Source organism: Pseudomonas sp. ADAK13, assembly GCF_012935715.1.
Lineage (GTDB): Bacteria > Pseudomonadota > Gammaproteobacteria > Pseudomonadales > Pseudomonadaceae > Aquipseudomonas.
This window is the reverse complement of the sequence record NZ_CP052860.1, coordinates 1,866,524-1,890,511: the sequence shown is the minus strand read 5'-3', so window position 1 is coordinate 1,890,511 and position 23,988 is coordinate 1,866,524. Positions and strand designations below refer to the sequence as shown.

25 protein-coding genes and 1 tRNA gene are annotated in these 23,988 nt (G+C 60.9%); 13 read left to right on the top strand and 13 right to left on the bottom strand.

Annotation, left to right across the window (positions count from 1 at the left end; translation table 11 throughout):
• The first annotated feature begins 3 nt into the window (after positions 1 to 3).
• Positions 4 to 288: a hypothetical protein gene (locus tag HKK54_RS08890; RefSeq protein WP_237151050.1), complete on the top strand. Its 285-nt coding sequence runs from the start codon at positions 4 to 6 to the stop codon at positions 286 to 288.
• A 96-nt stretch (positions 289 to 384) separates the two neighbouring features.
• On the opposite strand, the gene HKK54_RS08885 is transcribed toward HKK54_RS08890, so the two are convergent.
• The 4 genes from HKK54_RS08885 to HKK54_RS08870 form a co-directional block, all read right to left on the bottom strand.
• Positions 385 to 460 (bottom strand) — tRNA-Phe (locus tag HKK54_RS08885).
• A 103-nt stretch (positions 461 to 563) separates the two neighbouring features.
• Positions 564 to 836 carry an oxidative damage protection protein gene (locus HKK54_RS08880; RefSeq protein ID WP_010169058.1) on the bottom strand — a complete coding sequence of 91 codons (273 nt, stop codon included), beginning with the start codon at positions 834 to 836 and terminating at the stop codon, positions 564 to 566.
• Complete coding sequence (gene mutY / locus HKK54_RS08875; protein WP_010169059.1) at positions 833 to 1,900, bottom strand: A/G-specific adenine glycosylase; 1,068 nt, start codon at positions 1,898 to 1,900, stop codon at positions 833 to 835. Before mutY ends, HKK54_RS08880 begins: the two co-directional genes overlap by 4 nt.
• Complete coding sequence (locus HKK54_RS08870; protein ID WP_169386592.1) at positions 1,897 to 4,113, bottom strand: AsmA family protein; 2,217 nt, start codon at positions 4,111 to 4,113, stop codon at positions 1,897 to 1,899. The genes mutY and HKK54_RS08870 overlap by 4 nt, the downstream gene beginning before the upstream one ends.
• A gap of 324 nt (positions 4,114 to 4,437) precedes the next feature.
• Between HKK54_RS08870 and HKK54_RS08865 the strand changes: the two genes are divergently transcribed.
• From HKK54_RS08865 to HKK54_RS08835, 7 genes are all read left to right on the top strand, one after another.
• Entirely contained in the window at positions 4,438 to 6,099 is a 1,662-nt protein-coding gene (locus tag HKK54_RS08865) for an OFA family MFS transporter (protein ID WP_010169062.1), read from the top strand.
• 255 nt (positions 6,100 to 6,354) lie between these two features.
• A complete protein-coding gene (gene hisB / locus HKK54_RS08860) occupies positions 6,355 to 6,948 on the top strand; it encodes an imidazoleglycerol-phosphate dehydratase HisB (protein ID WP_003218037.1) in 594 nt (197 codons plus the stop codon).
• Positions 6,948 to 7,586, top strand: coding sequence for an imidazole glycerol phosphate synthase subunit HisH (gene hisH, locus HKK54_RS08855; RefSeq protein WP_010169074.1), 639 nt, complete (start codon positions 6,948 to 6,950; stop codon positions 7,584 to 7,586). The genes hisB and hisH overlap by 1 nt, the downstream gene beginning before the upstream one ends.
• Complete coding sequence (locus tag HKK54_RS08850) at positions 7,586 to 7,843, top strand: DUF2164 domain-containing protein (RefSeq protein WP_003218033.1); 258 nt, start codon at positions 7,586 to 7,588, stop codon at positions 7,841 to 7,843. The genes hisH and HKK54_RS08850 overlap by 1 nt, the downstream gene beginning before the upstream one ends.
• A gap of 39 nt (positions 7,844 to 7,882) precedes the next feature.
• Positions 7,883 to 8,620 carry a 1-(5-phosphoribosyl)-5-[(5-phosphoribosylamino)methylideneamino]imidazole-4-carboxamide isomerase gene (gene hisA / locus HKK54_RS08845; RefSeq protein ID WP_010169075.1) on the top strand — a complete coding sequence of 246 codons (738 nt, stop codon included), beginning with the start codon at positions 7,883 to 7,885 and terminating at the stop codon, positions 8,618 to 8,620.
• Between the two features lie 9 nt (positions 8,621 to 8,629).
• Positions 8,630 to 9,400 carry an imidazole glycerol phosphate synthase subunit HisF gene (gene hisF, locus HKK54_RS08840; protein ID WP_003218030.1) on the top strand — a complete coding sequence of 257 codons (771 nt, stop codon included), beginning with the start codon at positions 8,630 to 8,632 and terminating at the stop codon, positions 9,398 to 9,400.
• 66 nt (positions 9,401 to 9,466) lie between these two features.
• Positions 9,467 to 10,225 (top strand): substrate-binding periplasmic protein, encoded by a 759-nt coding sequence (locus HKK54_RS08835; protein ID WP_169386591.1) that lies wholly within the window; start codon positions 9,467 to 9,469, stop codon positions 10,223 to 10,225.
• On the opposite strand, the gene HKK54_RS08830 is transcribed toward HKK54_RS08835, so the two are convergent.
• The 4 genes from HKK54_RS08830 to HKK54_RS08815 form a co-directional block, all read right to left on the bottom strand.
• On the bottom strand, positions 10,178 to 11,479 hold the full coding sequence (locus tag HKK54_RS08830; protein WP_169386590.1) for a Vps62-related protein: 1,302 nt from the start codon (positions 11,477 to 11,479) through the stop codon (positions 10,178 to 10,180). The genes HKK54_RS08835 and HKK54_RS08830 overlap by 48 nt on opposite strands.
• Before the next feature lie 133 nt (positions 11,480 to 11,612).
• Positions 11,613 to 12,395 carry a divergent polysaccharide deacetylase family protein gene (locus HKK54_RS08825; protein WP_169386589.1) on the bottom strand — a complete coding sequence of 261 codons (783 nt, stop codon included), beginning with the start codon at positions 12,393 to 12,395 and terminating at the stop codon, positions 11,613 to 11,615.
• A gap of 1 nt (position 12,396) precedes the next feature.
• A complete protein-coding gene (locus HKK54_RS08820) occupies positions 12,397 to 13,704 on the bottom strand; it encodes a S41 family peptidase (protein ID WP_010169088.1) in 1,308 nt (435 codons plus the stop codon).
• Positions 13,705 to 13,735: 31 nt separating this feature from the next.
• Entirely contained in the window at positions 13,736 to 15,031 is a 1,296-nt protein-coding gene (locus HKK54_RS08815) for a murein hydrolase activator EnvC family protein (RefSeq protein WP_010169090.1), read from the bottom strand.
• Between the two features lie 296 nt (positions 15,032 to 15,327).
• Between HKK54_RS08815 and HKK54_RS08810 the strand changes: the two genes are divergently transcribed.
• Positions 15,328 to 15,840 carry a PBECR2 nuclease fold domain-containing protein gene (locus HKK54_RS08810; protein ID WP_169386588.1) on the top strand — a complete coding sequence of 171 codons (513 nt, stop codon included), beginning with the start codon at positions 15,328 to 15,330 and terminating at the stop codon, positions 15,838 to 15,840.
• Positions 15,841 to 16,057: 217 nt separating this feature from the next.
• Here HKK54_RS08810 and gpmI read toward each other — a convergent pair whose 3' ends face one another.
• Positions 16,058 to 17,584 (bottom strand): 2,3-bisphosphoglycerate-independent phosphoglycerate mutase, encoded by a 1,527-nt coding sequence (gpmI, locus tag HKK54_RS08805; protein ID WP_169386587.1) that lies wholly within the window; start codon positions 17,582 to 17,584, stop codon positions 16,058 to 16,060.
• Between the two features lie 151 nt (positions 17,585 to 17,735).
• On the opposite strand from gpmI, the gene HKK54_RS08800 reads away from it, so the two are divergent.
• Genes HKK54_RS08800 through secB form a run of 3 tightly spaced genes read left to right on the top strand, consistent with a single transcriptional unit; the run spans position 17,736 to position 18,933 of the window.
• The gene (locus HKK54_RS08800) at positions 17,736 to 18,149 is read left to right on the top strand and encodes a rhodanese-like domain-containing protein (RefSeq protein ID WP_010169093.1); all 414 of its coding nucleotides are present in this window, start codon (positions 17,736 to 17,738) and stop codon (positions 18,147 to 18,149) included.
• A 1-nt stretch (position 18,150) separates the two neighbouring features.
• The gene (gene grxC, locus HKK54_RS08795; RefSeq protein ID WP_010169095.1) at positions 18,151 to 18,405 is read left to right on the top strand and encodes a glutaredoxin 3; all 255 of its coding nucleotides are present in this window, start codon (positions 18,151 to 18,153) and stop codon (positions 18,403 to 18,405) included.
• Between the two features lie 42 nt (positions 18,406 to 18,447).
• Positions 18,448 to 18,933, top strand: a complete 486-nt coding sequence (secB, locus tag HKK54_RS08790) for a protein-export chaperone SecB (RefSeq protein ID WP_003218009.1) — start codon at positions 18,448 to 18,450, stop codon at positions 18,931 to 18,933.
• A gap of 156 nt (positions 18,934 to 19,089) precedes the next feature.
• Here the strand turns inward: secB and HKK54_RS08785 are convergent, their stop codons facing one another.
• Positions 19,090 to 19,545, bottom strand: a complete 456-nt coding sequence (locus tag HKK54_RS08785; protein ID WP_169386586.1) for a tRNA (cytidine(34)-2'-O)-methyltransferase — start codon at positions 19,543 to 19,545, stop codon at positions 19,090 to 19,092.
• Here HKK54_RS08785 and HKK54_RS08780 point away from each other — a divergent pair.
• Complete coding sequence (locus HKK54_RS08780) at positions 19,544 to 19,984, top strand: hypothetical protein (protein WP_169386585.1); 441 nt, start codon at positions 19,544 to 19,546, stop codon at positions 19,982 to 19,984. The two genes, HKK54_RS08785 and HKK54_RS08780, sit on opposite strands and share 2 nt — an antisense overlap.
• Positions 19,985 to 20,607: 623 nt before the next feature.
• Here the strand turns inward: HKK54_RS08780 and ntrC are convergent.
• The 3 genes from ntrC to HKK54_RS08765 all read right to left on the bottom strand — a co-directional run bounded on the left by ntrC (position 20,608) and on the right by HKK54_RS08765 (position 23,959).
• Complete coding sequence (gene ntrC / locus HKK54_RS08775; protein ID WP_008435682.1) at positions 20,608 to 22,044, bottom strand: nitrogen regulation protein NR(I); 1,437 nt, start codon at positions 22,042 to 22,044, stop codon at positions 20,608 to 20,610.
• A complete protein-coding gene (glnL, locus tag HKK54_RS08770; RefSeq protein ID WP_003218001.1) occupies positions 22,041 to 23,126 on the bottom strand; it encodes a nitrogen regulation protein NR(II) in 1,086 nt (361 codons plus the stop codon). Before glnL ends, ntrC begins: the two co-directional genes overlap by 4 nt.
• 302 nt (positions 23,127 to 23,428) lie before the next feature.
• On the bottom strand, positions 23,429 to 23,959 hold the full coding sequence (locus tag HKK54_RS08765; protein ID WP_169386584.1) for a chorismate mutase: 531 nt from the start codon (positions 23,957 to 23,959) through the stop codon (positions 23,429 to 23,431).
• Positions 23,960 to 23,988 lie beyond the last annotated feature (29 nt).

Here is a 23,988-nt window from a genome sequence, read left to right as displayed (position 1 = left end):
GACATGGAAGCAGTAAAAATGGATTTTGAGTCCGCAGGGGCAGAGAGCGCTGGCAGTAGTCATGTGATCGGCCGTTCCTGGCTTGGAGGTCTGAGCATTTGTTTTGACGGAGGTTGCAGCTACCCCTCGATGATCAGCGTGCTGGAGGCTGTGTTCAGGCGCTACGGACGCCTGGTGCGCTTTGGCGAGTCGCTTTCGGCTCAGGGCTGGATTGATCGGGTGGAGGCGAGTGGTTTTCACATCTCCGATCAGGAGCGGATGGCGGTGTTGACGTTGATGCGGGGTTGACGCTGAGGGTCCAAAAATTCCAGACAACAAAAAACCCGCACCAGGCGGGTTTTTTGTGTGTTTCAGATGACGTTTGCACCACCTGAAACTGAATAGTGGTGCCCAGAGACGGAATCGAACCGCCGACACGGGGATTTTCAATCCCCTGCTCTACCGACTGAGCTATCTGGGCAACGGGGCGCATTAAACGGGTTTTTCAGAGGGTCGTCAAGCAAGTTTTCAAAAAATATTTAATTATTACCGTCGCTTACGGGCCAACCCCCAGATTTGATCAATTATTCAGCAGGTGGCACGTAGCCGTCGGCCTTGGCGTAATCTTCGCCGGAAAAGAACTTGTCCATCTCGCCCTGCAGGTATTTGCGGTCTTCGGCGTTCATCATGTTCAGGCGTTTTTCGTTGATCAGCAGGGTCTGGTGTTTTTGCCAGTCGGCCCAGGCTTTGGCGGAGACGTTGTCGAAGATGTCCTGGCCCTTGGCGCCAGGGAACGGGGCGCGCTCCAGGGCGGGCAGTTCTTCGTGGTACTTGCGGCAGATGATGGTGCGGGTCATGACGGAACTCCTGCGTTCAATACTTCAGCCGCGCGCTTCAGCAGTTTTTTTACCGGGGCAGCAAGGCCCAGGCGCGGCGGGGTGGCGAGGTTATACCAGAGCCAGTCAGCCTCGGCCACGTGGTGGGCAGACTCCTGGACCTGGACCAGCCAGGGTTCGATAGCCAGTTGGAAGTGGCTGAAGGTGTGGATCAGGCCGGGCAGTTCCTGGTGTTCGCCCAACGCCAGCGAGTGCTGGTTGGCCAGGTGTTCCAGGTCGCTCAGGTCATCCAGCTCCGGCAAACTCCACAAACCGCCCCACAGGCCCGTGGACGGCCGACGGTAAAGCAGAATCGCGCCTTCGCCATTGGCCAGCAGCGGCATTAGCGTGCGCTTCTGGGGCACGGTCTTGCGCGGCTTGGGGATCGGGTAGCGGGTTTCCAGGCCGAGCATGTGGGCTTCGCAGCCCTTTTCCAGCGGGCACAGCAGGCAGCTGGGTTTGCTGCGGGTGCAGAGGGTGGCGCCCATGTCCATCATCGCCTGGGTGTAGGCGTTGACCCGATCGTGGGGCGTGAAGCGCTCTGCAGTGGCCCACAGCTGTTTGGCGACCTTCGGTTCGCCCGGGTAACCCTCTTGTGCGGTAAAGCGCGCCAGCACGCGCTTGACGTTGCCATCCAGGATCGGCGCCCGCAGGCCCATGCTCAGGCTGGCAATCGCGCCAGCGGTGGACAGGCCGATGCCGGGCAACTCAGTGAGCTTTTCGACATCACGGGGAAACTCGCCGCCGTATTCGGCCACGACGATCTTCGCGGTCTTTTGCAGGTTGCGCGCCCGGGTGTAGTAACCCAGCCCGGTCCACAGGTGCAGCACTTCGTCTTCCGGTGCGGCGGCCAGGGCTTCGACCGTTGGCAGGGAGGCCATGAAACGGTCGAAGTAGTTCAGCACGGTGCTGACCTGAGTCTGCTGCAACATGATCTCCGAGACCCACACCCGGTAAGGCGTGATGCCCTGTTGCCAGGGCAGGTCATGGCGACCGTGGCGGTCGTACCAGTCGAGCACCGCCGTTGAAAATTGCTCGCTTCTCATCGTTTGAACAGGCCTTTCAGAGCATCTTTCAACTGTGGATTTACCTTGTCGAGCTTCTGTTCAAGCTTCTCGCTGAGTTTGTTGCCTGCCGCCTTGATAGCGACCTGGCTCAGGCCGTCCTTGTCCAGGCGGCAAGCCTTGGCGCCCAGTTCCAGCGGGCCACGGCAGCGCAGCGGGACTTCGATGTTCTGGAAGTTGGAACCCACCTCGCAGGCCGGGTCCGGCACCTCGCGCTGGTCGCCCTCGACGATGATGCCGACGCGGTAGTCCATGCCCAGCACACGCAGGTCGATGTCACCGTTGCCGTTGACGGTCAGGCCCGGGATGCGCACTTTCAGGTCCGGGTTGCTGGCCACGCCGTTACGGAAGGTCAGGTTGCCCTTGAGCTCCTGGAACGGCGTGTCCTTGCCGCGCTGTTCGCCGCTGAGGGTCTTGCGGTTGAGCAGGGCGATGCCGGTGCACAGCTGTTGCTCAAGGTTGGCGTTGAGCAGCACACCGTTGTTGATTGCGAAGCTGGCGGTGCCGTTGAGGCTGTCGATCAGGGCCTTCTGGCTATTGCCGCGGCCATTGAGATTGCTGTCGAGGGTGAGCTGGCCCTTCACCGGCGGGTTCTGCCCTTGGGCTTGCAGGATGCGCTCGACCGGTACTTGCTTGATGCGGGTTTGCAGCGCCAGCAGCGGGATGTCCTGGCGCACATCAAGGTTGCCGTTGGCCTGGAAGGTGCCGTTGTAGAGACCGCCGCTCAAGGTGTCGAGCTTGAGCTGGCCATCGAGGCCGGAGGCTTTCAGTGCGGCGTTCTGGATCGGCAGCTTGCTCAGGGTCAGTTGGCCGAAGGACAGGTCGGCATTCACGTCCAGGGTGCGCAGGCGGGTCAATGGCAGCAGTTTGTCGGTGCTCCACGCGCCCTTGGTCGGGGCGTCCGGCAGCGGTGTGGTGCCACCGGCCGCCATGGCGCCGGCTTCGCTGCTTTGCACTTCAGCCTGGCGTGCGGCCGTAGCACCTTTGGCAGCGTCGGATTTGGCTGGCAGGTAGTTGTCGGCATTGAACGTGTCGGCCTTGAGCTGCACCCGCAGGGACTGCTTGGCGAAATCATCCACGGCCACGCGACCGGTGAAGGTGCTCTCGTCGAGTTTCAGGTTGAGGTCTTCAAGCGCCAGGCTGGTGGGCGTGCCCTTGAGGCGGCTGACCAGTTCGACCTTGCTCAGGCTGCCAGCGGCCATCGGCGGCAGCGGGTTGCCGACGCTGTCGAGGAACTTGGCCAGGTCAAACTGGGCAATCGACAGGGCGCCGCTGAGTTGCGGGGTCTTGTCCAGGTCGTTGACCTTCAGCTCGCCCAGGGCGCGCAGCTGGTTCAGCGACAGCTTCATGTTGGTCCATTCGGCAATGTTGGCAGACTGGTCCAGCAGCAATTGGCCTTGAGTCGAAAAGGTCACGGTCTTGCCTTGCAGCGGCTCGCCGGTGGCTTCACCAGTGACTTTCATGTCTTCGAACTGATAGCGCTTGAGGGCGCGCTGAATGCGCAGGTTGCCGTTGACCTCGGTCTTGACGCGCATCAGCGGCTGGTTGGTGCCGAAGAATGCGGTGAGTTTCACCGGAATGCTCGCGCCTTCATGCACGGCGCCGGCACTCAACTGGATGCTTTCGGCGCTGAACTGTTTGCCGGTCTGCTCGTCGTTGTATTCGACGCGGGCGTTGTTGATGGTCAGGCTGTCGATGTCCAGGCGGATCGGCTGGGGCGGCTTTTCGGGCTTGGGTGGTGTGGCAACTTCAGCGACGGCAGGCGTGCTGGCGGCTGTGCTCGGGTCCGGCACATTCTTGCCGATGTCTTCCCAGTTGCCATGGCCATGCACATCTTTGTTCAGGCGCAGGTTCAGGCCTTCGACGCGCACATCGCTCATCTGCACTTCACGGCGCAGCAGCGGCAGTACACGCACCGACAGGCCTAGCATCTGCAAATCGGCAAACGGTTGGGTCGGGTTGGTCAGGGTCGCAACGCTGGCCTCGTGTAATTCAAGGCCGAGCCAGGGGAACAGGCTCCACCCGATGTCGCCATTGAGCGTCAGCTCGATGTGGGCCTTGTCGCGGGCAATCTGGCGAATCTCGTCTTTATAGTCGTTGGGATCGAAGAGATGGGTCAGGGCAAAGCCTAGAGCCACAATGATCAGCAACAGCCCGAGAAGTACCAGACCCAGGATTTTGCCGAACGCTTTCATGGGCGAGTCCTTGTATGTCGATTTCAAAATTTAGCCGCAGAGTATAACGCCCGAAGGCTTACGTCAGTTCGCGGATAGTTACATTGTATCTAGAGGCCGGAAAACGGAATTTTGGCGCCAGACAAATCAGATATCCCGAAAAAGGTGATATCAGTTTGGTTTTTCTGTCATCCACAGATGCTAATCTTCGCCTGTTCGTCCGCCTTCTGCGGCTAAACGTCGCGTCAAAAAGGAGCTTTACTCAACAAAACGGCCACGCCTTGCGTGTAAGGCCGAGGGAGAGAGTGCCTGACGGACACATACTAATAACTGGGGGAAACACCAATGAGCACTAGCACTGCGGCAGGCCATACCGCCGCACAGCCTGCGTTCCTGTCCAAGGAGCGCATTATCGCCAAGCCCGGGTTCAACCGTTGGCTGGTACCACCGGCCGCCCTGGCCATCCACTTGTGCATCGGCATGGCTTATGGCTTCTCGGTGTTCTGGTTGCCGCTGTCCAAGGCACTGGGCATCACCGCACCGGTCGCCTGCGCGCCGGACATGAGCTTTATCAGCCAGGTCTTCTCGTCCCAATGCGACTGGCCCATCTCCATGCTGGGCTGGATCTACACCCTGTTCTTCATCTTCCTGGGCTGCTCGGCAGCGATCTGGGGCGGCTGGCTGGAACATGCCGGGCCACGTAAGGCTGGTGTCGTGTCGGCCTTGTGCTGGTGTGGCGGCCTGCTGATCTCGGCATTGGGGATTTATACCCACCAGATCTGGCTGATGTGGATCGGCTCCGGGGTCATTGGCGGTATCGGCCTGGGCCTGGGCTACATCTCGCCGGTGTCGACCCTGATCAAGTGGTTCCCGGACAAGCGCGGCATGGCTACCGGCATGGCGATCATGGGCTTCGGCGGCGGCGCGATGGTTGGCGCCCCGTTGGCGGCCGCGCTGATGGGCCACTTTGCCTCGCCGACCAGCGTTGGCGTGTGGCAGAGCTTCGTGGTCATGGCGGTGATCTACTTCGTGTTCATGATTGGCGGCGCCTTGTCCTACCGCGTTCCGCCAACCGGCTGGAAGCCCGAGGGCTGGACTGCCCCGGCGAAGAAAGCCAGCAACGCGATGATCACCCACCGTCACGTGCACGTGAACGTGGCCTGGAAAACCCCGCAATTCCGCCTGGTGTGGCTGGTGCTGTGCCTGAACGTGTCTGCCGGTATCGGCATCCTCGGCATGGCTTCGCCGCTGCTGCAGGAAGTGTTCGGCGGCAAGTTGCTGGGTAACGGCCTGACGTTTGGCCAACTGGATGCCGGTCAACTGGCTTCCATCGCGGCCATCGCCGCCGGCTTTACCGGTCTGTTGAGCCTGTTCAACATCGGTGGCCGGTTCTTCTGGGCGTCGTTCTCCGACTACCTGGGCCGTAAAAACACCTATTTCGTGTTCTTCGCCCTGGGCTTTGCCCTGTACGCATTGATCCCGAACCTCGGTCACCTGGGCAACGTTGCGCTGTTCGTGGCCGCGTTCTGCATCATCCTGTCGATGTACGGCGGTGGTTTTGCGACGGTACCGGCTTACCTGGCGGACCTGTTCGGTACGCAAATGGTGGGTGCGATCCACGGTCGTCTGCTGACGGCATGGGCGGCGGCGGGCGTGTTGGGTCCGGTGCTGGTGAACTACCTGCGTGAGTATCAGTTGAGCATCGGCGTTGAACGCGCTGCCGCCTACGACATCACCTTGTACATCCTCGCCGGCCTGCTGGTGCTGGGCTTTATCTGCAACCTGCTGGTACGGCCGGTGGCAGACAAGTACTTCATGACCGACGCGGAACTGGCTGCCGAACAGGCGCTGGGCCACGACAAGGGCGCCGATTCCAGCACCGTGCTGGAATGGAAAGCCTCCTCCGGCAGCGTGCCGCTGGCGGTAGCCGCCTGGCTGGTGGTGGGTATTCCGCTGGCGTGGGGCGTGTGGGTCACCCTGCAGAAAACCGCAGTACTGTTCCACTAACACCGCGTAACCCTTGTGGGAGCGCGCTTGTGTGGGAGCGGGCTTGCTCGCGAATGCGATGGATCAGTCAGCCCATGTTTGGCTGACACACCGCTTTCGCGAGCAAGCCCGCTCCCACACAAAGCTGCTCCCACACTTGTACTGACATGTCTATCCTCGACACTCCATCAGTCTTATCCCCTCCGATGTTTCTGTTTAGCGCCCGCGCCCCTATAATGGCTGCCTTTTTCGCCCAATGATTTTGCGGAGCTGGTGATGGCCGAACGTAAGGCGTCCGTCGAGCGCGATACTCTGGAAACCCAGATCAAAGCCTCGATTAACCTGGATGGCACCGGAAAGGCCCGATTTGATATCGGTGTACCTTTTCTTGAGCACATGCTGGACCAGATCGCCCGTCACGGGCTGATCGACCTGGATATCGTCAGCAAGGGCGACCTGCATATCGACGACCACCACACGGTGGAAGACGTCGGTATCACGTTGGGCCAGGCATTTGCCAAAGCCATCGGCGACAAGAAAGGCATCCGTCGCTACGGCCACGCCTACGTCCCGCTGGATGAAGCACTGTCGCGTGTGGTCATCGACTTCTCCGGCCGCCCGGGCCTGCAGATGCACGTGCCGTACACCCGCGCCACCGTCGGCGGCTTTGACGTCGACCTGTTCCAGGAATTCTTCCAGGGCTTCGTCAACCACGCCCTGGTCAGCCTGCACATCGACAACCTGCGTGGCACCAATACCCACCACCAGATCGAGACCGTGTTCAAGGCCTTCGGTCGCGCCCTGCGCATGGCCGTGGAGCTGGATGACCGCATGGCCGGGCAAATGCCGTCGACCAAGGGCGTTCTGTAATGCAGACGGTCGCGGTTATCGATTACGGCATGGGTAACCTGCACTCGGTGGCCAAGGCCCTCGAACACGTAGGTGCCGGCAAGGTGCTGATCACCAGCGATGCCGACGTGATTCGCGAAGCCGACCGGGTGGTGTTCCCGGGTGTGGGTGCGATTCGCGACTGCATGGCCGAGATTCGCCGCCTGGGCTTCGACAGCCTGGTGCGTGAAGTCAGCCAGGACCGGCCGTTCCTCGGCATCTGCGTGGGCATGCAAGCCTTGCTCGACAGCAGTGAAGAGAACGAAGGCGTCGACTGCATCGGTCTGTTCCCGGGTCAGGTGAAGTTTTTCGGCAAGGACCTGCACGAAGACGGCGAGCACCTGAAGGTGCCGCACATGGGCTGGAACGAAGTGCGCCAGACCGTGGATCACCCGCTGTGGCACGAAGTGCCGGACCTGGCGCGTTTCTACTTCGTGCACAGCTACTACATCGCCGCCGGTAACCCGCGCCAGGTGGTGGGTGGCGGGCACTATGGCGTCGACTTCGCCGCGGCCCTGGCCGACGGTTCGCGCTTTGCCGTGCAGTTCCACCCGGAGAAGAGCCATACCCATGGCCTGCAATTGCTGCAGAACTTCGCCGCGTGGGACGGGCGCTGGTAATGGCCAAGAAGGTCAAGCCGCCGATCTTGAACCTCACTCCCCAGCAGGAGAGTGAGGCCACCGACAAGATCAAGCGTTTCATGGAAGACCGCTTCGAGCTCAAGCTCGGCTCGTTCGAGGTCGCAGAAATCCTCGAACTGTTCACCACTGAAATTGCTCCGCACTATTACAACAGGGCGATTTTCGATGTGCAGACGCACCTTAAAGAAAGGTTCGAAAGCATCGAAAGCGACTTGTGGGCGCTCGAGAAACCCTGATTTCCCGAGCAACGCTGAATATCGAATAAGGTTTGCCAGATGCTGATTATTCCCGCTATCGATCTCAAGGACGGCGCCTGCGTACGTCTGCGCCAGGGCCGCATGGAAGATTCCACGGTGTTCTCCGATGACCCGGTGAGCATGGCTGCCAAGTGGGTAGAAGGCGGTTGCCGTCGTCTGCATCTGGTGGACCTGAACGGTGCGTTCGAAGGCCAGCCGGTCAACGGTGAAGTCGTCACTGCGATCGCCAAGCGCTACCCGAACCTGCCGATCCAGATCGGCGGCGGCATCCGTTCCCTGGAAACCATCGAGCACTACGTGAAAGCGGGCGTGAGCTACGTGATCATCGGCACCAAGGCGGTCAAAGACCCGGCCTTCGTTGCCGAAGCCTGCCGTGCATTCCCTGGCAAGGTGATCGTGGGCCTGGACGCCAAAGACGGTTTCGTCGCCACCGATGGCTGGGCCGAGATCAGCACCGTTCAAGTGATTGACCTGGCCAAGCAGTTTGAAGCCGACGGTGTCTCCGCCATCGTTTATACCGATATCGCCAAAGACGGCATGATGCAGGGCTGCAATGTACCGTTCACCGCTGCGTTGGCTGCCGCCACGAAGATCCCGGTGATCGCTTCCGGCGGTATCCACAACCTGGGCGACATCAAGTCGCTGCTGGACGCGAAGGCGCCAGGGATCATCGGCGCCATCACCGGCCGCGCGATCTATGAAGGCACCCTGGACGTTGCTGAAGCCCAGGCTTACTGCGACGCCTACAAAGGCTGAGGACTGACCATGGCGCTGGCCAAACGCATCATCCCTTGCCTGGACGTCGACAACGGTCGCGTGGTCAAGGGCGTCAAGTTCGAGAACATCCGCGACGCCGGCGACCCGGTTGAGATCGCCCGTCGCTACGACGAACAGGGTGCTGACGAGATTACCTTTCTCGACATCACCGCCAGCGTCGACGGTCGCGACACCACGCTGCATACCGTCGAGCGCATGGCCAGCCAGGTGTTTATCCCGCTGACCGTGGGCGGCGGCGTGCGCACCGTGCAGGACATCCGCAACCTGCTGAACGCCGGTGCAGACAAGGTCTCGATCAACACTGCCGCTGTGTTCAACCCGGAGTTTGTCGGTGAAGCCGCGCAGCACTTCGGCTCGCAATGCATCGTGGTGGCCATCGACGCCAAGAAAGTTTCCGGCCCGGGTGAAACCCCGCGCTGGGAGATCTTCACCCACGGCGGGCGCAAGCCAACCGGGCTGGATGCGGTGCAGTGGGCGATGAAGATGGAAGCCCTGGGCGCCGGTGAAATCCTGCTGACCAGCATGGACCAGGACGGCATGAAAAACGGCTTCGACCTGGGCGTGACCCGCGCCATCAGCGATGCCCTGGGCATCCCGGTAATCGCTTCCGGTGGCGTCGGCAACCTGCAGCACCTGGCCGACGGCGTGATCGAAGGCCACGCCAGCGCGGTGCTGGCGGCGAGTATTTTCCACTTCGGCGAATACACCGTTCCCGAGGCCAAGGCCTACATGGCGGCACGCGGTATCGTCGTACGCTAAACGTCACTGGACACCATGGCAGGCTCGCGGCACTCTCTGGGCTTGCCATGGATTCCGGTAACTTTCATGTTCAAAGACCTGCTGCTCGCCCTCGCCAGTACCTCCATTCTTTTGGCGGGCTCAGCCCACGCCGACGAACCGACTGACAGTGCTTCCCTGGTGTTGCTGACGGAGAACTTCCCGCCGTACAACATGGCGAAAAACGGCAAGAACTTCGCCAAGGAAGAGAACATCGAAGGCATCGCCGTGGACATTGTTCGCGAGACCTTCCAGCGTGCCGGCATCTCCTACAACTTGACCCTGCGCTTCCCTTGGGAGCGGATCTACAAACTCGCCCTGGAAAAACCCGGCTACGGCGTGTTCGTGATGGCGCGCCTGCCGGACCGTGAGGCACTGTTCAAATGGGTCGGCCCCATCGGCCCGGACGATTGGGTGCTGCTGGCCAAGGCTGACAGCAAGATCCAGTTGACCGACCTTGAGCAGGCCCGTCGCTACAAAATCGGCGCCTACAAGGGCGATGCCATTGCCGAGACCCTTGAAAAGCAAGGCCTCAAACCGGTGATCGTGCTACGCGACCAGGACAACGCGCAAAAACTGCTGGAGGGCCAGATCGACCTGTGGGCCACCGGTGACCCGGCGGGCCGTTACCTGGCGCGCCAGGTCGGGGTGACAGGGCTCAAGACCGTGCTGCGTTTCAATAGCGCCGAGCTGTACCTGGCACTGAACAAAAATGTGCCGGATGAAGTGGTGGCCAAGCTTCAGAAGGCACTGGATCAGTTACGGGACGAGGGCGTTGTCGATGACATCATGGGGCGTTATCTCTAACGCCGGTTCGACTGAAGGCAGCGCAGGCACTGGCTCAACGGGCAGGGCCAGGACGGGCGCCTGTTCGTTGCCTTCAGGTATCGATGCAGATGATTCGCTGAAGTACACAGTGTCGCCGTTGGTGTAGCTGACGGTGGCCGCCAACTGGCTGCCGTCCTGTCGATACAGCTTATATTCGCTGCGGATGACGTAGGCGGCGATGGTCTGGTTTGCCGGCACATAGGCCGCGACTTCCAGCGGCGTCGAAGTGCCCCAGCCCTTGGCCGATTGCGTGGTATGGGTGAAGGAATTGCTCAAGTGCGCAGAAAACATCACCGGGCGGGCCGTCGATGACCATTCATACGCCAGCTGAATGCCCGTCACCGCTGTAAAGTCGATGGAGTTGTCACCGGCTTCGCCCTTGTGTGCCGTCCAGTTGAACGTTTTGCCCTGGGGCGTTGTGTTTTGCCCAAGGCCGACAGAGAGATACCGGTCGGTTCTTTCCAGTCGATAGCGTGGCGAGTGATGCAGTTGTTCAAACGGCGTGAGGTTGCTGTCCTTTACGGCGAACCATGGCAACTCGCAGACAGTGGGAGACGGCTCCGTTTCCACCGAAGCAAACGGCGCGGGTGGCGCAGGCAGAGTGCTTTCCTGGCAGGCCAGTTCCATGCGCAGGGCGTAGGGCCTGGCACCAAAAGACGGCCGGGTCCATCCGCCAGTTCCGTAAAAGGTGCCGGTGGCGATATAGGCTGCCTCAGGCTCGACGTCGGGGGTGTGAACGTCCCACGCACTGAAGTCCATGCGAGCGCCGCTGCCCTTGTCGTTCCATATCGCATTGCCAATATAGGCATCGACCGCCAGATCCGCCCTGACGCAGCGCACCGCATTCAGTGTGGGTTTGTCATAACCGATGCAGCAGGCCATTCCCATGGCCACATACCCTTCGGGAGGCACCGGTTTCCATACGGAAAACTCGGAGCGGGTCTTCTTGCCGGAATTTTTCCAGATCAGGTTAAAGCCCACCGGCGCCCGAAGGGCGGTACCGTTCACGGGGTCTGCCTCGCTGACCACGGCAACGAATTTTCGGTTATTGATCGTGCGATAGTCGCTGGCGACGACGTCACCCAGTGAAGAAAAGCTGTTCAGCGAGTCGGCCGTTGTGTTGGGGCGCCAAAACGTGGCGGCGTTATCGGCGCCTGAGTCTTTGGCGCTCCAGAGCAGATCGAACTCTGTGGTGAAATTGATCAGCAGGTCTTTAAAGCGTATGGGCTGCATGGTTTATCTTCCCAATTTTATAAAAAGTTGCAGGCCTGCGTCGGCATGGCCTGTTTGGCTGCGCTGCAACTATTGAATAAAACGGGAGGCGCAAAGCGGTAGCTATATAGAGCGGTGGCCAGGCGTCACGGGGTCAGCGATACGTGCCGTCTTTGCCGTGCCCAGCCATCGCGCGATTGCTGCGCAGGCTGATCATCAACTTGATATCGATCCACTCGATGCCCTGGGCCTTGAGCTTGGGCAACTCGCGTTCCAGCACCGCCAGCGTCTGTGGATAAGGGTGGCCGATCATCACGGCCGAACCCTGTTTGTGGGCCAGCTTGATCGCGGTTTGCAGTTGGGTGGTGATGGCCGCTTCGGTGCGTTCGTCATCGAGGAACACATCCCGCGAAACGCTGGCCAGGCCGATTTTCTGCGCTTCGGCTGCCGCCACGGTCTTGGCGCTGGTGCGGCTGTCGACGAAGAACTTGTGGCGCCGCTGCAATTCACCCATCAGCCAGGCCATGGCCTCGGGCTGCGCTGTCATGCGGCTGCCCATGTGGTTGTTGATGCCGGCGGTGTAGGGTACAGCCTTGAAGGCGGCGTCCAGGCGTTTGCCCAGCTCTTCGATGGGCAGGTCAGGGTGCCACGCGAATGGGCCGGTGGCCGGGTCCATGGGCATGTGCAGGATGACGATCTTGCCGGCCTTGTGGGCTTCACGGGCAAATTCGGCGGCGTGGGGTGTGTCGGGCATGATCGCCGTAGTCACAGGGCCGGGCAGGGCGAGCACGCGACGATCCCGGGGCAGGTTTTGCCCGAGGTCGTCGATGATCAGGGTCAGGTAGGCTTTGTGTTCAGCGGGGGCAGTACTGGCGGGGTTGCCTTGGGCAACTCCCGCCAGACAGCACAGCAAAGCGAGGATCAGGCCACGACGCATATCAACGGCTGCGCGTAATGCTCAGGCCCTTGAGCAGGCTCAGCGCCTGGGCCAACTGGTAATCGTCGTCCTGTGGCATCGGCTTGGCTTTCGAGCCGCTGCCGGTAGGCTGGTCGGCGCCGCCGTTGCCGTTGCCCAGGTGACCTTGCAGGTCCGCTTCCTTGTAGAACTCGCTGTCGGCCTCGTTGGTGATCTTGGCCTTGCGCACTTCGATGTCCGGCACGATGCCCTGGGCCTGGATCGAGCGGCCATTCGGCGTGTAGTACAGCGCGGTGGTGATCTTCAAGGCGCGCTCGTTGTTCAGCGGCAGCACGGTTTGCACCGAGCCTTTGCCGAAGCTGGTGGTGCCCATCAGCACGCCGCGTTTCTGGTCCTGCAGGGCGCCGGCGACGATTTCCGAAGCCGAGGCGCTGCCGCCGTTGATCAGCACAACCATTGGCACGCCTTCGCTGAGGTCGTTGCCGGTGGCCGAGAAGCGCAGTTCGGAGTTGGCGATACGGCCCTTGGTGTAGACGATCAGGCCCTTGGTGATGAAGTGGTCGACCACTTCCACCGCTGCCTGCAACACACCGCCCGGGTTGTTGCGCAGGTCGAGCACGATGCCGCTGAGTTTCTTGCCGTTGTCTTTACGCAGCTTGGCCAGGGCCTTGGCCACTTCGTCGCCGGTCTTGACCTGGAACTGGGTGATACGGATGTAACCGTAGCCCGACTCCAGCAGCTGGCTTTTCACGCTCTTGACCGTGATGGTCGCGCGCGCCAGGGTCACGTCAAACGGGTTGCCGCCGTCGCGCACCAGGGTCAGGGTGATTTTCTGGCCGATCTTGCCGCGCATCTTGTCGACGGCTTCGGTCATGGTCTGGCCGCGGGTCGGCTGGCCGTTGATCTTGACGATCAGGTCGCCTGCCTGGATCCCGGCCTTGGACGCTGGCGTGTCGTCAATTGGCGAGACCACTTTGATCTGGCCGTCTTCGGCGCCGACTTCAATGCCCAGGCCACCGAATTCACCGCTGGTGCTTTCCTGCAGCTCGGCGAAATCTTCCGGGCCCAGGTAGGCGGAGTGCGGGTCAAGGTTGCTGAGCATGCCCTTGATGGCATTTTCCAGCAGGGTCTTGTCGTCCACCGGCTCGACATAGGCAGCCTTGATCCGGTCCATGACCTCGGCAAAGGTGCGCAACTCGTCCAGCGGCAGCGGGGCCTTGGTGGTCGCGGCCGTAGCTGACTGGGCGGTCTGGTCGGCGAATGCCAAAGGCGCGCCGATCACCAGGGCGATCGTCAGGGCCAGCGATGTGAGGCGGGACAAATGCAGCATGTCGAACGAACTCCTAATGTAGATGCGACCCTTATCCTTGGGTGCGGCACCATTGTGCCGGGTCGCTCGGGCGGCCCTGCTGACGAATAGCGAAGTACAGCGCCGGAGTGTCCTGGCCACCACTGTTACCGACAGTGGAGATGGATTCACCGGCTTTTACAACATCACCTGCCGCTTTGAGCAAAGTTTGATTGTGGCCGTAAAGGCTCAAATAGCCATTACCGTGGTCAAGAATCACCAACAAACCTGCGCCACGCAGCCAATCGGCGAACACCACGCGACCGCCGTGGATGGCGTGGACCTGGGTGCCGGCACCGGCACTGATCATCACACCGTCCCACTTGGCGCGGGTGTCATCGCCACGGGTTTCACCAAAGCGTGCCAGTAATCGACCATCAACTGGCCATGGAAGTTTGCCCCGGGCTGAAGCAAAAGGACCGCCGAAGGATTCGCCGGCGCTGGAAACCAGCGGGCCAGGCGCTGCACGCGCCGGTTTGCGCGGGGCCGGGGCATCAGTGGCCAGGGCCTCGGCGGCCTCACGCTCGCGCTTTTTTTCGGCTTCCTGCTGGGCGATCAGCGCTTTTTGCCGCGCTTCTTCGGCCTCGCGAGCCTGGCGAGCCAGGGTTTCCTCGATGGTTTTCAGGACTTTGGCCAGGTCGGCCTGGTCTTGCTCGCGATTCTTGAGCTTGGCATCGCGGGCCTTTACGTCGTCATTCAGCTTGGCCAGTGCTTGCTGGCGCTCCTTGCGAACCTTGTCCAGCTCGTCCCGCTGGCTGTCGAGGCTGCTTTTCTGGTCGAGCAACTGCGACTGCTGGTTGGCGATTTCTGTTTCGACATTGGCCAACTGGCGCAGGGTCTCGTTGAAGCTTTTCAATTGCTCCATACGGGCCTTGCTCAGGTAGTCGTAGTAGGTGAGGGTGCGGGCGAATTTTTCCGGGTTCTGCTGGTTGAGCAGCAGCTTGAGGTATTCCTGGCGGCCATTCTGGTAGGCGGCGCGGGCCTGGATCGCGATCAGGCGTTGCTGTTCAACGCGGGCGCTCTGGAGTTTTTTTTTCTCACCGTCGAGTCGCTCCAGTTCCGACTCGCTCTTCTTTAGTTCTTTTTGCAGCTCCTGGACCTGCTTCTCGAGCTTGCCCATCTCGGTTTCCGTGCCGCGCAGGTCTTTCTGCACGCCGGATTTCTCTTCCTGGAGCTTGCCGAGCAGTTTCTTCAGCTCGGTAATGTCCTGACGCGTAGCGTCCAACTGTTGTTGGGTTTGTGCGCGCTCATCGGCAAACGCCGGTTGGAGCAGGCAGACAAGAGCGAGGGTAATCAAGGCGCGAAGCATAGAGGCGGGCGACACCAGGGAAAGGGACGGCCTAGTATGCCCGGCCCACGCTGCAAAAAAAACGTCCAATTCGGGCTGGCAGGCAAGTTAGGTGCCCAGTGGCGGCATTCTGTAAACGATTGTGGGCGGGTCCCATGGCCCTTTGACGGCGACGAACGGTACGGCGCGCCGCGTCGTGCTTCTATGGTTGTTTTAGATGCTTGGCGAAATGCCTTGAAATGCTCCACCTGCACGGTGCTTTTGAGCTCGGAATAGACTCGTCGGCCCATTTGATCAGCCGGTTGGCATAGTCATTGATGCCCTTTATTCACGAGTCAAAAGGTCAACAAACTTGGCTCGATTATGGGCTTCCCGACCTTCGCAGCCTGGATCGGACTCTGCGAGCACCTCCGGTCGAGGAGGTGGTCGCCGGCAACGACATCCCAACGGCCATCGATATAGTCGCAAGGCATTTTGGCATCGCCCATTCGAGTTGTTCAGAAGTGGAAATCGCTTCGCCGTTGGGGCAAATCGCGATCAGGCGCAGCTGTCTGCAGCACATTGTTGAAAAGCGGCAGGACGCCAGAGAGCGATATGTCAGGTTCGCTTTGGACACACTGACGGGGCCTCTGGAAGTATGGCGTGTTGCTTATAGCGACTGCTCCGCTCGTTTAGCATTCATTGGGGTTTATGAATCCAGGAGGCAGATGCTGGTCGTGGTCAATATTCAGGCTGGCAATGTGCTGTGGAACTTCATGCAGACAGACGCCAAAGCCTTGAATAAGCATCGCCATGGTGAGTTGCTCTACAAGCGTTACGAGCTTTTGTAACGCCCAAAGAAAAGGGCAGCTCTTTCGAACTGCCCTAAATAGTGCTTGCTTGATATTCATATACACACCCTCAAGCAGGGGTGTGGAGGTCTCACCCTACGCGGATATCCAGCCATCTGCGGGGTTCCTACGCCAGTTATCGCCGCTGGAGGCAACTGGTTTCGCGCTCGAGTCCATTATTGACGGGCTGCCCGTTTTGAGCAACCCCTGAACTGTGTCAGACCAGAATCGAAGTGCCAGTCATCTCTTTCGGCTTCTCCAGCCCCATCAGCATCAACATGGTCGGTGCCACGTCGGCCAGCACACCGCCGTCACGCACTTTCAGGTCGCGCTTGCCAACGTAGATGAACGGCACCGGCTCGGTGGTGTGGGCGGTGTGGGCCTGGCCGGTGGATTCGTCGGACATTTGCTCGCAGTTGCCGTGGTCGGCGGTGATCAGCGCTTCGCCGCCCACCTTGTCCAGGGCGTCGACGATGCGGCCGACGCACAGGTCCAGGCATTCCACGGCTTTCACCGCTGCTTCCAGGTTGCCGCTGTGGCCCACCATGTCACCGTTGGCGTAGTTGACCACGATCACGTCATAGCGCTGGTGCTCGATGGCGTCGACGATTTTGTCCGTGACTTCCGGGGCACTCATTTCCGGCTGCAGGTCGTAGGTGGCGACTTTTGGCGACGGGATCAGGATGCGTTCTTCACCCGGGAACGGTTCTTCGCGACCGCCGGAGAAGAAGAAGGTCACGTGGGCGTATTTCTCGGTTTCGGCAATGCGCAGTTGAGTCTTGCCGTTTTTCGCCAGGTAATCGCCCAGCACGTTTTCCAGGCTGCCCGGGGCGAATGCCGACGGGGCCGGGATGTTGGCGGCGTATTGGGTCAGCATCACGAATTCGACTTTCGGCTGGCGGGCGCGCTCGAAGTCCTTGAAGCCGTTATCGACAAACACATGGCTCAGCTCGCGGGCACGGTCGGCGCGGAAGTTCATGAACACCACGGCGTCGCCGTCTTCGACCTTGACCGGCTCACCGATCGTGGTGGCCTTGACGAATTCGTCGCTCTCGCCACGGGCGTAAGCGGCTTCCAGGCCCTCCTGGGCGGTGGCGGCGTTGAATTCGGCCTGGCCGTCGACGATCAGGTTGTAGGCTTGTGCCACGCGGTCCCAGCGGTTGTCACGGTCCATCGCGAAGTAACGGCCGACCAGGCTGGCAATACGGCCTTTGCCGAGGGTCTTGAAGGTTTCGTCCAGCAGTTCGATGGAGGACTGGGCGCTTTTCGGCGGGGTGTCGCGACCGTCGAGGAAGGCGTGCAGGTAGATTTTCTCGGCACCGCGCTTGAAGGCCAGTTCGGCCATGGCGATCAGGTGGTCCTGGTGACTGTGGACCCCGCCGTCCGACAGCAGGCCCATGAAGTGCACGGCCTTGCCGGCCTTGACCGCTTTGTCCACCGCCGCGCAGATGGTCGGGTTCTCGAAAAATTCGCCGTCGCGGATCGCTTTGGTCACGCGGGTGAAGTCTTGATAGACCACTCGTCCGGCACCGAGGTTCATGTGCCCGACTTCCGAGTTGCCCATCTGGCCGTCCGGCAGGCCAACATCCATGCCCGACCCGGAGATCAGGCCGTTCGGTACGGTAGCGCTCAGACGGTCCAGTACTGGCTTCCTGGCCGAGTACACAGCGTTGTCATGGTGGCTTTCACTGTGTCCGAAGCCATCGAGAATTATCAGGACCAAAGGTTTAGGCGTAGTAGTCATAGATCCTCTCGCGGCGGTAATGAATGAAGGCAATTGAAAAGGGAGTGGCAGTTTAAAGCGAAGTTCCGACCACGTCACCGCTTTACGGGGGTTGGCCGACCATGACGGCTGTGTATACTTACCGCCATTTTAACGCCCTGGAACCTCCTTGATGGTTGATCACCTGATTGCATTTGCCACTACCCACTATTTGCTCGCTGGTGCGTTCGTCGTACTGCTGGCGCTGCTGATCGCTCACGAAATGAGCCGCGGTGGCCGCAGCCTCAGCACGTCCGAGCTGACCGCTCTGGTCAACAAGGATGAGGCTGTAGTGGTGGACATTCGTCCCGCCAAGGATTTCGCCGCCGGTCATATTGTCGGCGCGCTGAACATTCCCCAGGACAAGCTGATTTCGCGCCTGGCCGAGCTGGAAAAGCACAAGGCCAAGACCATCATCCTGGTCGACGCCCAAGGCCAGCACTCCGGCACCCACGCCCGCGAGATGCTGAAATCCGGTTTCAACGCGGCCAAACTGTCGGGTGGTATCTCCAGCTGGCGTGGCGATAACCTGCCGCTGGTGAAGTGATATGAGCCAGGTTGTCGTTTATTCCAGCGATTATTGCCCTTATTGCATGCGGGCCAAGGCCCTGCTTGAGAAAAAGGGCATTGCCTTCGAAGAGATCAAGGTTGATGGCAAGCCCCAGGTGCGCGCCGAGATGACCAAGAAAGCGGGACGCACGTCCGTGCCGCAGATCTGGATCGGTGACAAGCATGTCGGTGGATGCGATGACCTGTTCGCACTCGAGCGCGCCGGTAAACTGGATGCGCTGCTTCACGTCTGACTCACAACCCCTAAAAGACCCCAAGATCACGAAGGATCTGCGATGACTGACCAACAGAACACCGAAGCGGCAGCAGAAGAGGCTCAAGGCCCACAATTTTCCCTGCAGCGTATTTACGTACGCGACTTGTCGTTCGAAGCGCCAAAAAGCCCGGCCATCTTCCGTCAGGAATGGACCCCGAGCGTCGCACTGGACCTGAACACCCGTCAAAAGGCCCTGGAAGGCGACTTCCACGAGGTCGTGCTGACCTTGTCGGTGACCGTCAAGAACGGCGAAGAAGTGGCCTTCATCGCTGAAGTGCAACAGGCCGGCATCTTCCTGATCCAGGGCCTGGACGAAGCGTCCATGAGCCACACCCTGGGCGCGTTCTGCCCGAACATCCTGTTCCCGTATGCCCGTGAGACCCTGGACAGCCTGGTCACCCGTGGCTCGTTCCCGGCGCTGATGCTGGCTCCGGTGAACTTCGATGCCCTGTATGCGCAAGAGCTGCAGCGCATGCAACAGGAAGGTTCGCCAACGGTTCAGTAATTTCGAGCCGACGCTGGACTAAATGTGGGAGCGGGCTTGTGTGGGAGCTGGCTTGCCTGCGATAGCATCACCGCGGTGTGACTGACACACCGAGGTGTTTGTATCGCGGGCAAGCCCGGCTCCCACACAAGCCCGCTCCCACATTTGTTATATGCGTTACTTGAAACCGAGTTGCCGCCAACCTTCGTAGACGGCGACGGCCACGGTGTTGGACAGGTTCAGGCTGCGGCAGCCTTCGCGCATCGGCAGGCGCAGGCGGTGGCCGTCGGGCAGGGCGTCGAGCACCTCTGCCGGCAGGCCCCGGCTTTCCGGGCCGAACAGGAAGGCGTCGCCTTCGGCAAAGCTGGCATCATGGAACGGCCGCGAGCCCTTGGTGGTAAACGCGAACAACCGTGGGTGGTTCAGGCTTTCCAGGCAACTGGCGAGGTCGGCGTGGCGCTGCAGGGTGGCGTACTCGTGGTAGTCGAGCCCGGCGCGGCGCAGGCGCTTGTCGTCCATGTCGAAGCCCAACGGTTCGATCAAATGCAGGTGGCAGCCACTGTTGGCGCACAGCCTGATAACGTTGCCGGTATTCGGCGGAATTTCTGGTTGAAAAAGGATGACGTGAAACATGCACGGCTCCGAAGGCAAAGATGCGCTGCATTCTACCCCTGAAGACGACCCGCGACCGAAGCTTCTGCCACGGGTTTTAGGCTCGTTGGCGATTGTCGGCTTGATGGTGGGCCTGATGATCGGCCGGCTGACCACGCCCGACCCGGTTGAGCTGCAGCAGGTGGAGCCTGCCGGCGATGGCCTGGTGGTGTGGTTCAACAGCGAGCCCAAGCTGCACGGCGAACATATCGACGGCACCGTGGCGCTGTTGTTCGACGCGCTGGGCAAGGCTCAGGGCGGGCAACTGAAGGTCAATGACAAGGATGTGAACTGGCGCGTGCGCAAGACCGATGGCGGCTTGCTGCTGAACCTGGTGGCGGCTCGGCCATTGCGCGGGGAGTGGTCGGGGGAGAAGGTCGAGGGGCGCTGGCGGCTGGAGATCCATCTCCGGGAGGAATAAAAGAGGGAATCCCCGGCCTGCCTGTACCAAGGTTCCCAAAACGGGCTGGGGCTATGGGCGCATTGCCTCATAAGCCCCGGGTGTAAAGAAGGGAGTTCCCGGCCTGCCTGTACCAGGGCTCCCAAAACGGGGTGAAGCCAAAGGCTTCGGTGTTAAAGAGGGAATCCCCGGCCTGCCTGTACCGAGGTTCCCGAAACGGGTGTGGGGCGCGACGCGATCCGCATCAAGCACCCCGGGTGTAAAGAGGGGATTCTCGGCCTGCCTGTACCAAGGTCCCCGAAACTGGGTAGTGACAGGGTTATTGCAGGGCGCGTGCCAGAATTGCGAAGTGGCGCCAAAAAATTTCTTTAGAAAGCGCAAAGCCCCGGAATACGGGGCTTTGGCGTTTTCAGCTTTTAATATTTATTTAACAAGGCATGTGTTTCAGGCGTTGGATCCGTGCGCGATGCCGGTTCGTGGTGCATTGAAGCGGTGCACGGTCGTTAGTCTGGTACAAAACAAATGTGGGAGCTGGCTTGCCTGCGATGGCGCTGTGTCAGTCGATACATCCAGTGACTGACACAGCGCCATCGCGGGCAAGCCCGGCTCCCACATTAGATCTTCAGTGGATCAGGGATTAGTGATCAGGCCTCATCACCTTCGTCATCATCGCCGCCGTCGACCTTCATCCCCAGCTCCTTGATCTTGCGTGTCAGCGTATTGCGGCCCCAGCCCAGCAGCACGGCGGCGTCGCGACGACGACCGGCGGTATGCTTGAGGGCGGTTTCGATCATGATCCGCTCGAAGGCCGGCACAGCGCTGTCCAGCAGGTTCGACTGGCCACGTGCCAACGCCTGGTCAGCCCACTGGCGCAACGCCTGCTCCCAGTTGGTCACCGGTGCCGAATCCTGAGGCAGGCTCAGCAGCTCCGGCGGCAGGTCGCTGATATGCACTTCGCGCCCCGAAGCCATCACCGTGATCCAGCGGCAGGTGTTCTCCAACTGACGCACGTTGCCCGGCCATGGCAGGTTCTTCAGGTATTCCTCGGTCTCGCTTTTCAGCAGCTTCGGCTCGACGGCCAGCTCCTGGGCGGCGCGGCTGAGGAAGTGACGCGCGAGGGTCGGGATGTCTTCGCGGCGGTCCGACATCCGTGGGATGTGGATGCGGATCACGTTCAGACGGTGGAACAAGTCTTCACGGAATTTCCCGGCATGCACCAGGGTTTCCAGGTTCTGGTGGGTCGCCGCGATGATGCGTACGTCGACCTTGACCGGCGTGTGCCCGCCTACGCGATAAAACTCGCCGTCTGCCAGTACCCGCAGCAGGCGCGTCTGGGTGTCGGCCGGCATGTCGCCGATTTCATCGAGGAACAGCGTGCCGCCATCGGCCTGTTCAAAACGGCCCCGGCGCAGGTTGGCCGCGCCGGTGAACGCGCCTTTTTCATGGCCGAACAGTTCCGACTCCATCAAGTCCTTCGGAATCGCTGCCATGTTCAGCGCGATAAACGGCGACGCCGCCCGTGGGCTGTGACGGTGCAGGGCGTGGGCCACCAGCTCTTTACCGGTACCCGACTCGCCGTTGATCAGCACGGTGATGTTCGAGTGGCTCAAACGCCCGATGGCGCGAAACACTTCCTGCATCGCCGGGGCTTCGCCGATGATTTCCGGGGTACGGGTCAGGGCCGGCGGGGCTTCCTGGTTTTGCTGTTCCTGGGCGTGCTGGTTGGCGCGTTTTACCAGGGCCACCGCTTCGTCCACGTCGAACGGTTTCGGCAGGTATTCAAAGGCGCCGCCCTGATAGGACGCGACAGCGCTGTCCAGGTCCGAGTGCGCGGTCATGATGATCACCGGCAAGCGCGGGTGCTGCTCGCGAATCCGCGCCAGCAAGTCCAGGCCACTGGCGCCGGGCATGCGGATGTCGGAGATGATCACGTCGGGCTGCTGGCGAGCCAGGCGGCTCATCACCCCGTCGGCGCTGTCGAAGCTCTGGGTGGTCATGCCTTCCTGTTGCAAGGCTTTCTCCAGGACCCAGCGGATAGAACGGTCGTCATCGACGATCCAGACAGTTTCACTACGGCTCATGTCGATGGGGCTCCTTGTTCCAGTGGCAGAAAGATCGAGAACGTGGTGTGGCCGGGATGGCTCTCACACTCGATCAAACCCTGGTGCTGGCTGATGATGTTCTGGGTAATGGCCAGGCCCAGCCCGGTACCGTCCGGGCGGCCGCTGACCATTGGGAAAAAGATGGTTTCCTGCAGTTCGGCCGGGATACCCGGGCCGTTATCGATGATCTCGACCTTGGTCACCAGGCGATGGCGCACGTGGCCGATGGTGAACTGGCGCAACGCGCGGGTGCGCAGGCTGATGCGGCCCAGGCGCAGTTCGTTCTGGCTGCTGATGGCCTGCATGGCGTTGCGCACAATATTGAGCACCGCCTGGATCATCTGCTCGCGGTCGATCAATACGTCGGGAATGCTTGGGTCGTAGTCGCGCACCAAGGTGATGCAGCCTTGGCTTTCGGCCTCTACCAGTTGGCAAACGCGCTCCAGCACTTCATGCACGTTGGTCATCGCCAGCGACGGCAGTTTGTTGGAACCGAGCATGCGGTCTACCAGGTTACGCAGACGGTCGGCTTCCTCGATGATGACGTTGGTGTAGTCCTTGAGGTTCTCGTCCGGCAGCTCGCGGGCCAGCAACTGTGCGGCGCCGCGAATCCCGCCCAGCGGGTTCTTGATCTCGTGGGCCAGGCCGCGCACCAGCATCTTGCTGGTTTCCTGCTTGGACAGTTGCGCTTCTTCCTTGGTGATGCGCAGCAGGCGATCCCGGGGATGCACCTCCAGCAGCAGCAAGGTGGCGCCGTGGCTCAGGATCGGCGTTACCGCATAGTCGACGGTCAGGGTCTGGCCGGTGAGGGCGGTGAGCATCGCTTCGCGCTTGGTGAACGGGTGCGCCTGCTCCACGGCCTGGCGCAACGAACTCAAGGCTTCAGCCGACTCGGTGAACAGTTCGCTGATGAATTGCCCATGGCTGCGCTGTCCGCTGATGGCCAGCAGCATCTCCGCCGCCGGGTTCATGTACTCAAGACGAAGTTCGTCATTGAGCAGAATGGTCGCGGTGGTCAGGTTGTCGAGTAGCAGGCGGTGCAGTGCGTCGCTGATGGTCATTAGGACCTCTTTTGGAGCAAGGCGCGGGCTTGAGGCACACGCTGATACAAGGAAAATGCAAAAACCAAACCAAAGCTCCGAAAAGAAGCGTTAAAGCCCTGAAATGGGGGCTTAAGGCGCGAAACTGTGGCGTTCTGCCAGCTTCAGCGGGAAGTTTCGAACCAAAATGGGTTGTGTAAGTGGGAAGGGTGCAGCGTATCGCACCAATATAGTGCGGTTTGTAGGGGCTGGCTTGCCGGCGATGCAGGCGGCTCGGTTTATCAGGGAGTCTGGGTGCGATCCCATCGCCGGCAAGCCGGCTCCTACAAGAGGCACAGCTCGGCGGTGGCGCGGATCATCGCCAGTTGGTGCAGCGCGTCTTTGGCAGGCGCGTGATTAGCCTGGGCCAGCCATTGCGGACACTGCGGGTTGGTGCGTTCCGGGGTGAAGTCCGCCAGCTGTTGCAGCAGGCGTTTTTGCAGCAGGTCCAGTTCAGGGCGGATCTGGCCGACCAAATCAGGGCGCGGGTCGTTGGGCGCCTTGCCTTTCAGCTGCCAATCGGACAAGTGGGCGTACTGCACCAGTTTGTTCGCCTCGATCTGGGCCGAGAAAAACTGCTCGGCCTGCGCCGGTGCCAGTTTGTAGCTCGGGGCCTGGGCCACGACGCTGGCGATCACGTCCTGTTCCCGCGCACGGTCCTCAACCGGCTTGTGGCTGTCCCATTTGCTCAGGGCCACCTGGTCGGCGATCGCCAGGCGTTCGGCGATGCTGTCGAGTAGCGGGGCGAGGGTGGGTGGTGCGGCCAATACATTGGCGCTGATAGCCAGCAAGATGAGCCCAAGTTTGAGTTTCAAGGCAGATCCCTCTTCTGTAGGAGCGAGCT

Coding starts and splice junctions, on each gene's coding strand:
- HKK54_RS08820 (WP_010169088.1), bottom strand. CDS start 13,704: ATGCTGCATTTGTCCCGCCTCACATCGCTGGCCCTGACGATCGCCCTG.
- HKK54_RS08880 (WP_010169058.1), bottom strand. CDS start 836: ATGACCCGCACCATCATCTGCCGCAAGTACCACGAAGAACTGCCCGCC.
- glnL (WP_003218001.1), bottom strand. CDS start 23,126: ATGACCATCAGCGACGCACTGCACCGCCTGCTACTCGACAACCTGACC.
- HKK54_RS08785 (WP_169386586.1), bottom strand. CDS start 19,545: ATGTTTCACGTCATCCTTTTTCAACCAGAAATTCCGCCGAATACCGGC.
- ntrC (WP_008435682.1), bottom strand. CDS start 22,044: ATGAGCCGTAGTGAAACTGTCTGGATCGTCGATGACGACCGTTCTATC.
- HKK54_RS08800 (WP_010169093.1), top strand. CDS start 17,736: ATGGTTGATCACCTGATTGCATTTGCCACTACCCACTATTTGCTCGCT.
- hisA (WP_010169075.1), top strand. CDS start 7,883: ATGCTGATTATTCCCGCTATCGATCTCAAGGACGGCGCCTGCGTACGT.
- HKK54_RS08850 (WP_003218033.1), top strand. CDS start 7,586: ATGGCCAAGAAGGTCAAGCCGCCGATCTTGAACCTCACTCCCCAGCAG.
- HKK54_RS08890 (WP_237151050.1), top strand. CDS start 4: ATGGAAGCAGTAAAAATGGATTTTGAGTCCGCAGGGGCAGAGAGCGCT.
- secB (WP_003218009.1), top strand. CDS start 18,448: ATGACTGACCAACAGAACACCGAAGCGGCAGCAGAAGAGGCTCAAGGC.
- hisH (WP_010169074.1), top strand. CDS start 6,948: ATGCAGACGGTCGCGGTTATCGATTACGGCATGGGTAACCTGCACTCG.
- HKK54_RS08815 (WP_010169090.1), bottom strand. CDS start 15,031: ATGCTTCGCGCCTTGATTACCCTCGCTCTTGTCTGCCTGCTCCAACCG.
- HKK54_RS08865 (WP_010169062.1), top strand. CDS start 4,438: ATGAGCACTAGCACTGCGGCAGGCCATACCGCCGCACAGCCTGCGTTC.
- HKK54_RS08835 (WP_169386591.1), top strand. CDS start 9,467: ATGTTCAAAGACCTGCTGCTCGCCCTCGCCAGTACCTCCATTCTTTTG.
- HKK54_RS08780 (WP_169386585.1), top strand. CDS start 19,544: ATGCACGGCTCCGAAGGCAAAGATGCGCTGCATTCTACCCCTGAAGAC.
- HKK54_RS08830 (WP_169386590.1), bottom strand. CDS start 11,479: ATGCAGCCCATACGCTTTAAAGACCTGCTGATCAATTTCACCACAGAG.
- HKK54_RS08870 (WP_169386592.1), bottom strand. CDS start 4,113: ATGAAAGCGTTCGGCAAAATCCTGGGTCTGGTACTTCTCGGGCTGTTG.
- grxC (WP_010169095.1), top strand. CDS start 18,151: ATGAGCCAGGTTGTCGTTTATTCCAGCGATTATTGCCCTTATTGCATG.
- HKK54_RS08825 (WP_169386589.1), bottom strand. CDS start 12,395: ATGCGTCGTGGCCTGATCCTCGCTTTGCTGTGCTGTCTGGCGGGAGTT.
- mutY (WP_010169059.1), bottom strand. CDS start 1,900: ATGAGAAGCGAGCAATTTTCAACGGCGGTGCTCGACTGGTACGACCGC.
- gpmI (WP_169386587.1), bottom strand. CDS start 17,584: ATGACTACTACGCCTAAACCTTTGGTCCTGATAATTCTCGATGGCTTC.
- HKK54_RS08810 (WP_169386588.1), top strand. CDS start 15,328: ATGCCCTTTATTCACGAGTCAAAAGGTCAACAAACTTGGCTCGATTAT.
- hisB (WP_003218037.1), top strand. CDS start 6,355: ATGGCCGAACGTAAGGCGTCCGTCGAGCGCGATACTCTGGAAACCCAG.
- hisF (WP_003218030.1), top strand. CDS start 8,630: ATGGCGCTGGCCAAACGCATCATCCCTTGCCTGGACGTCGACAACGGT.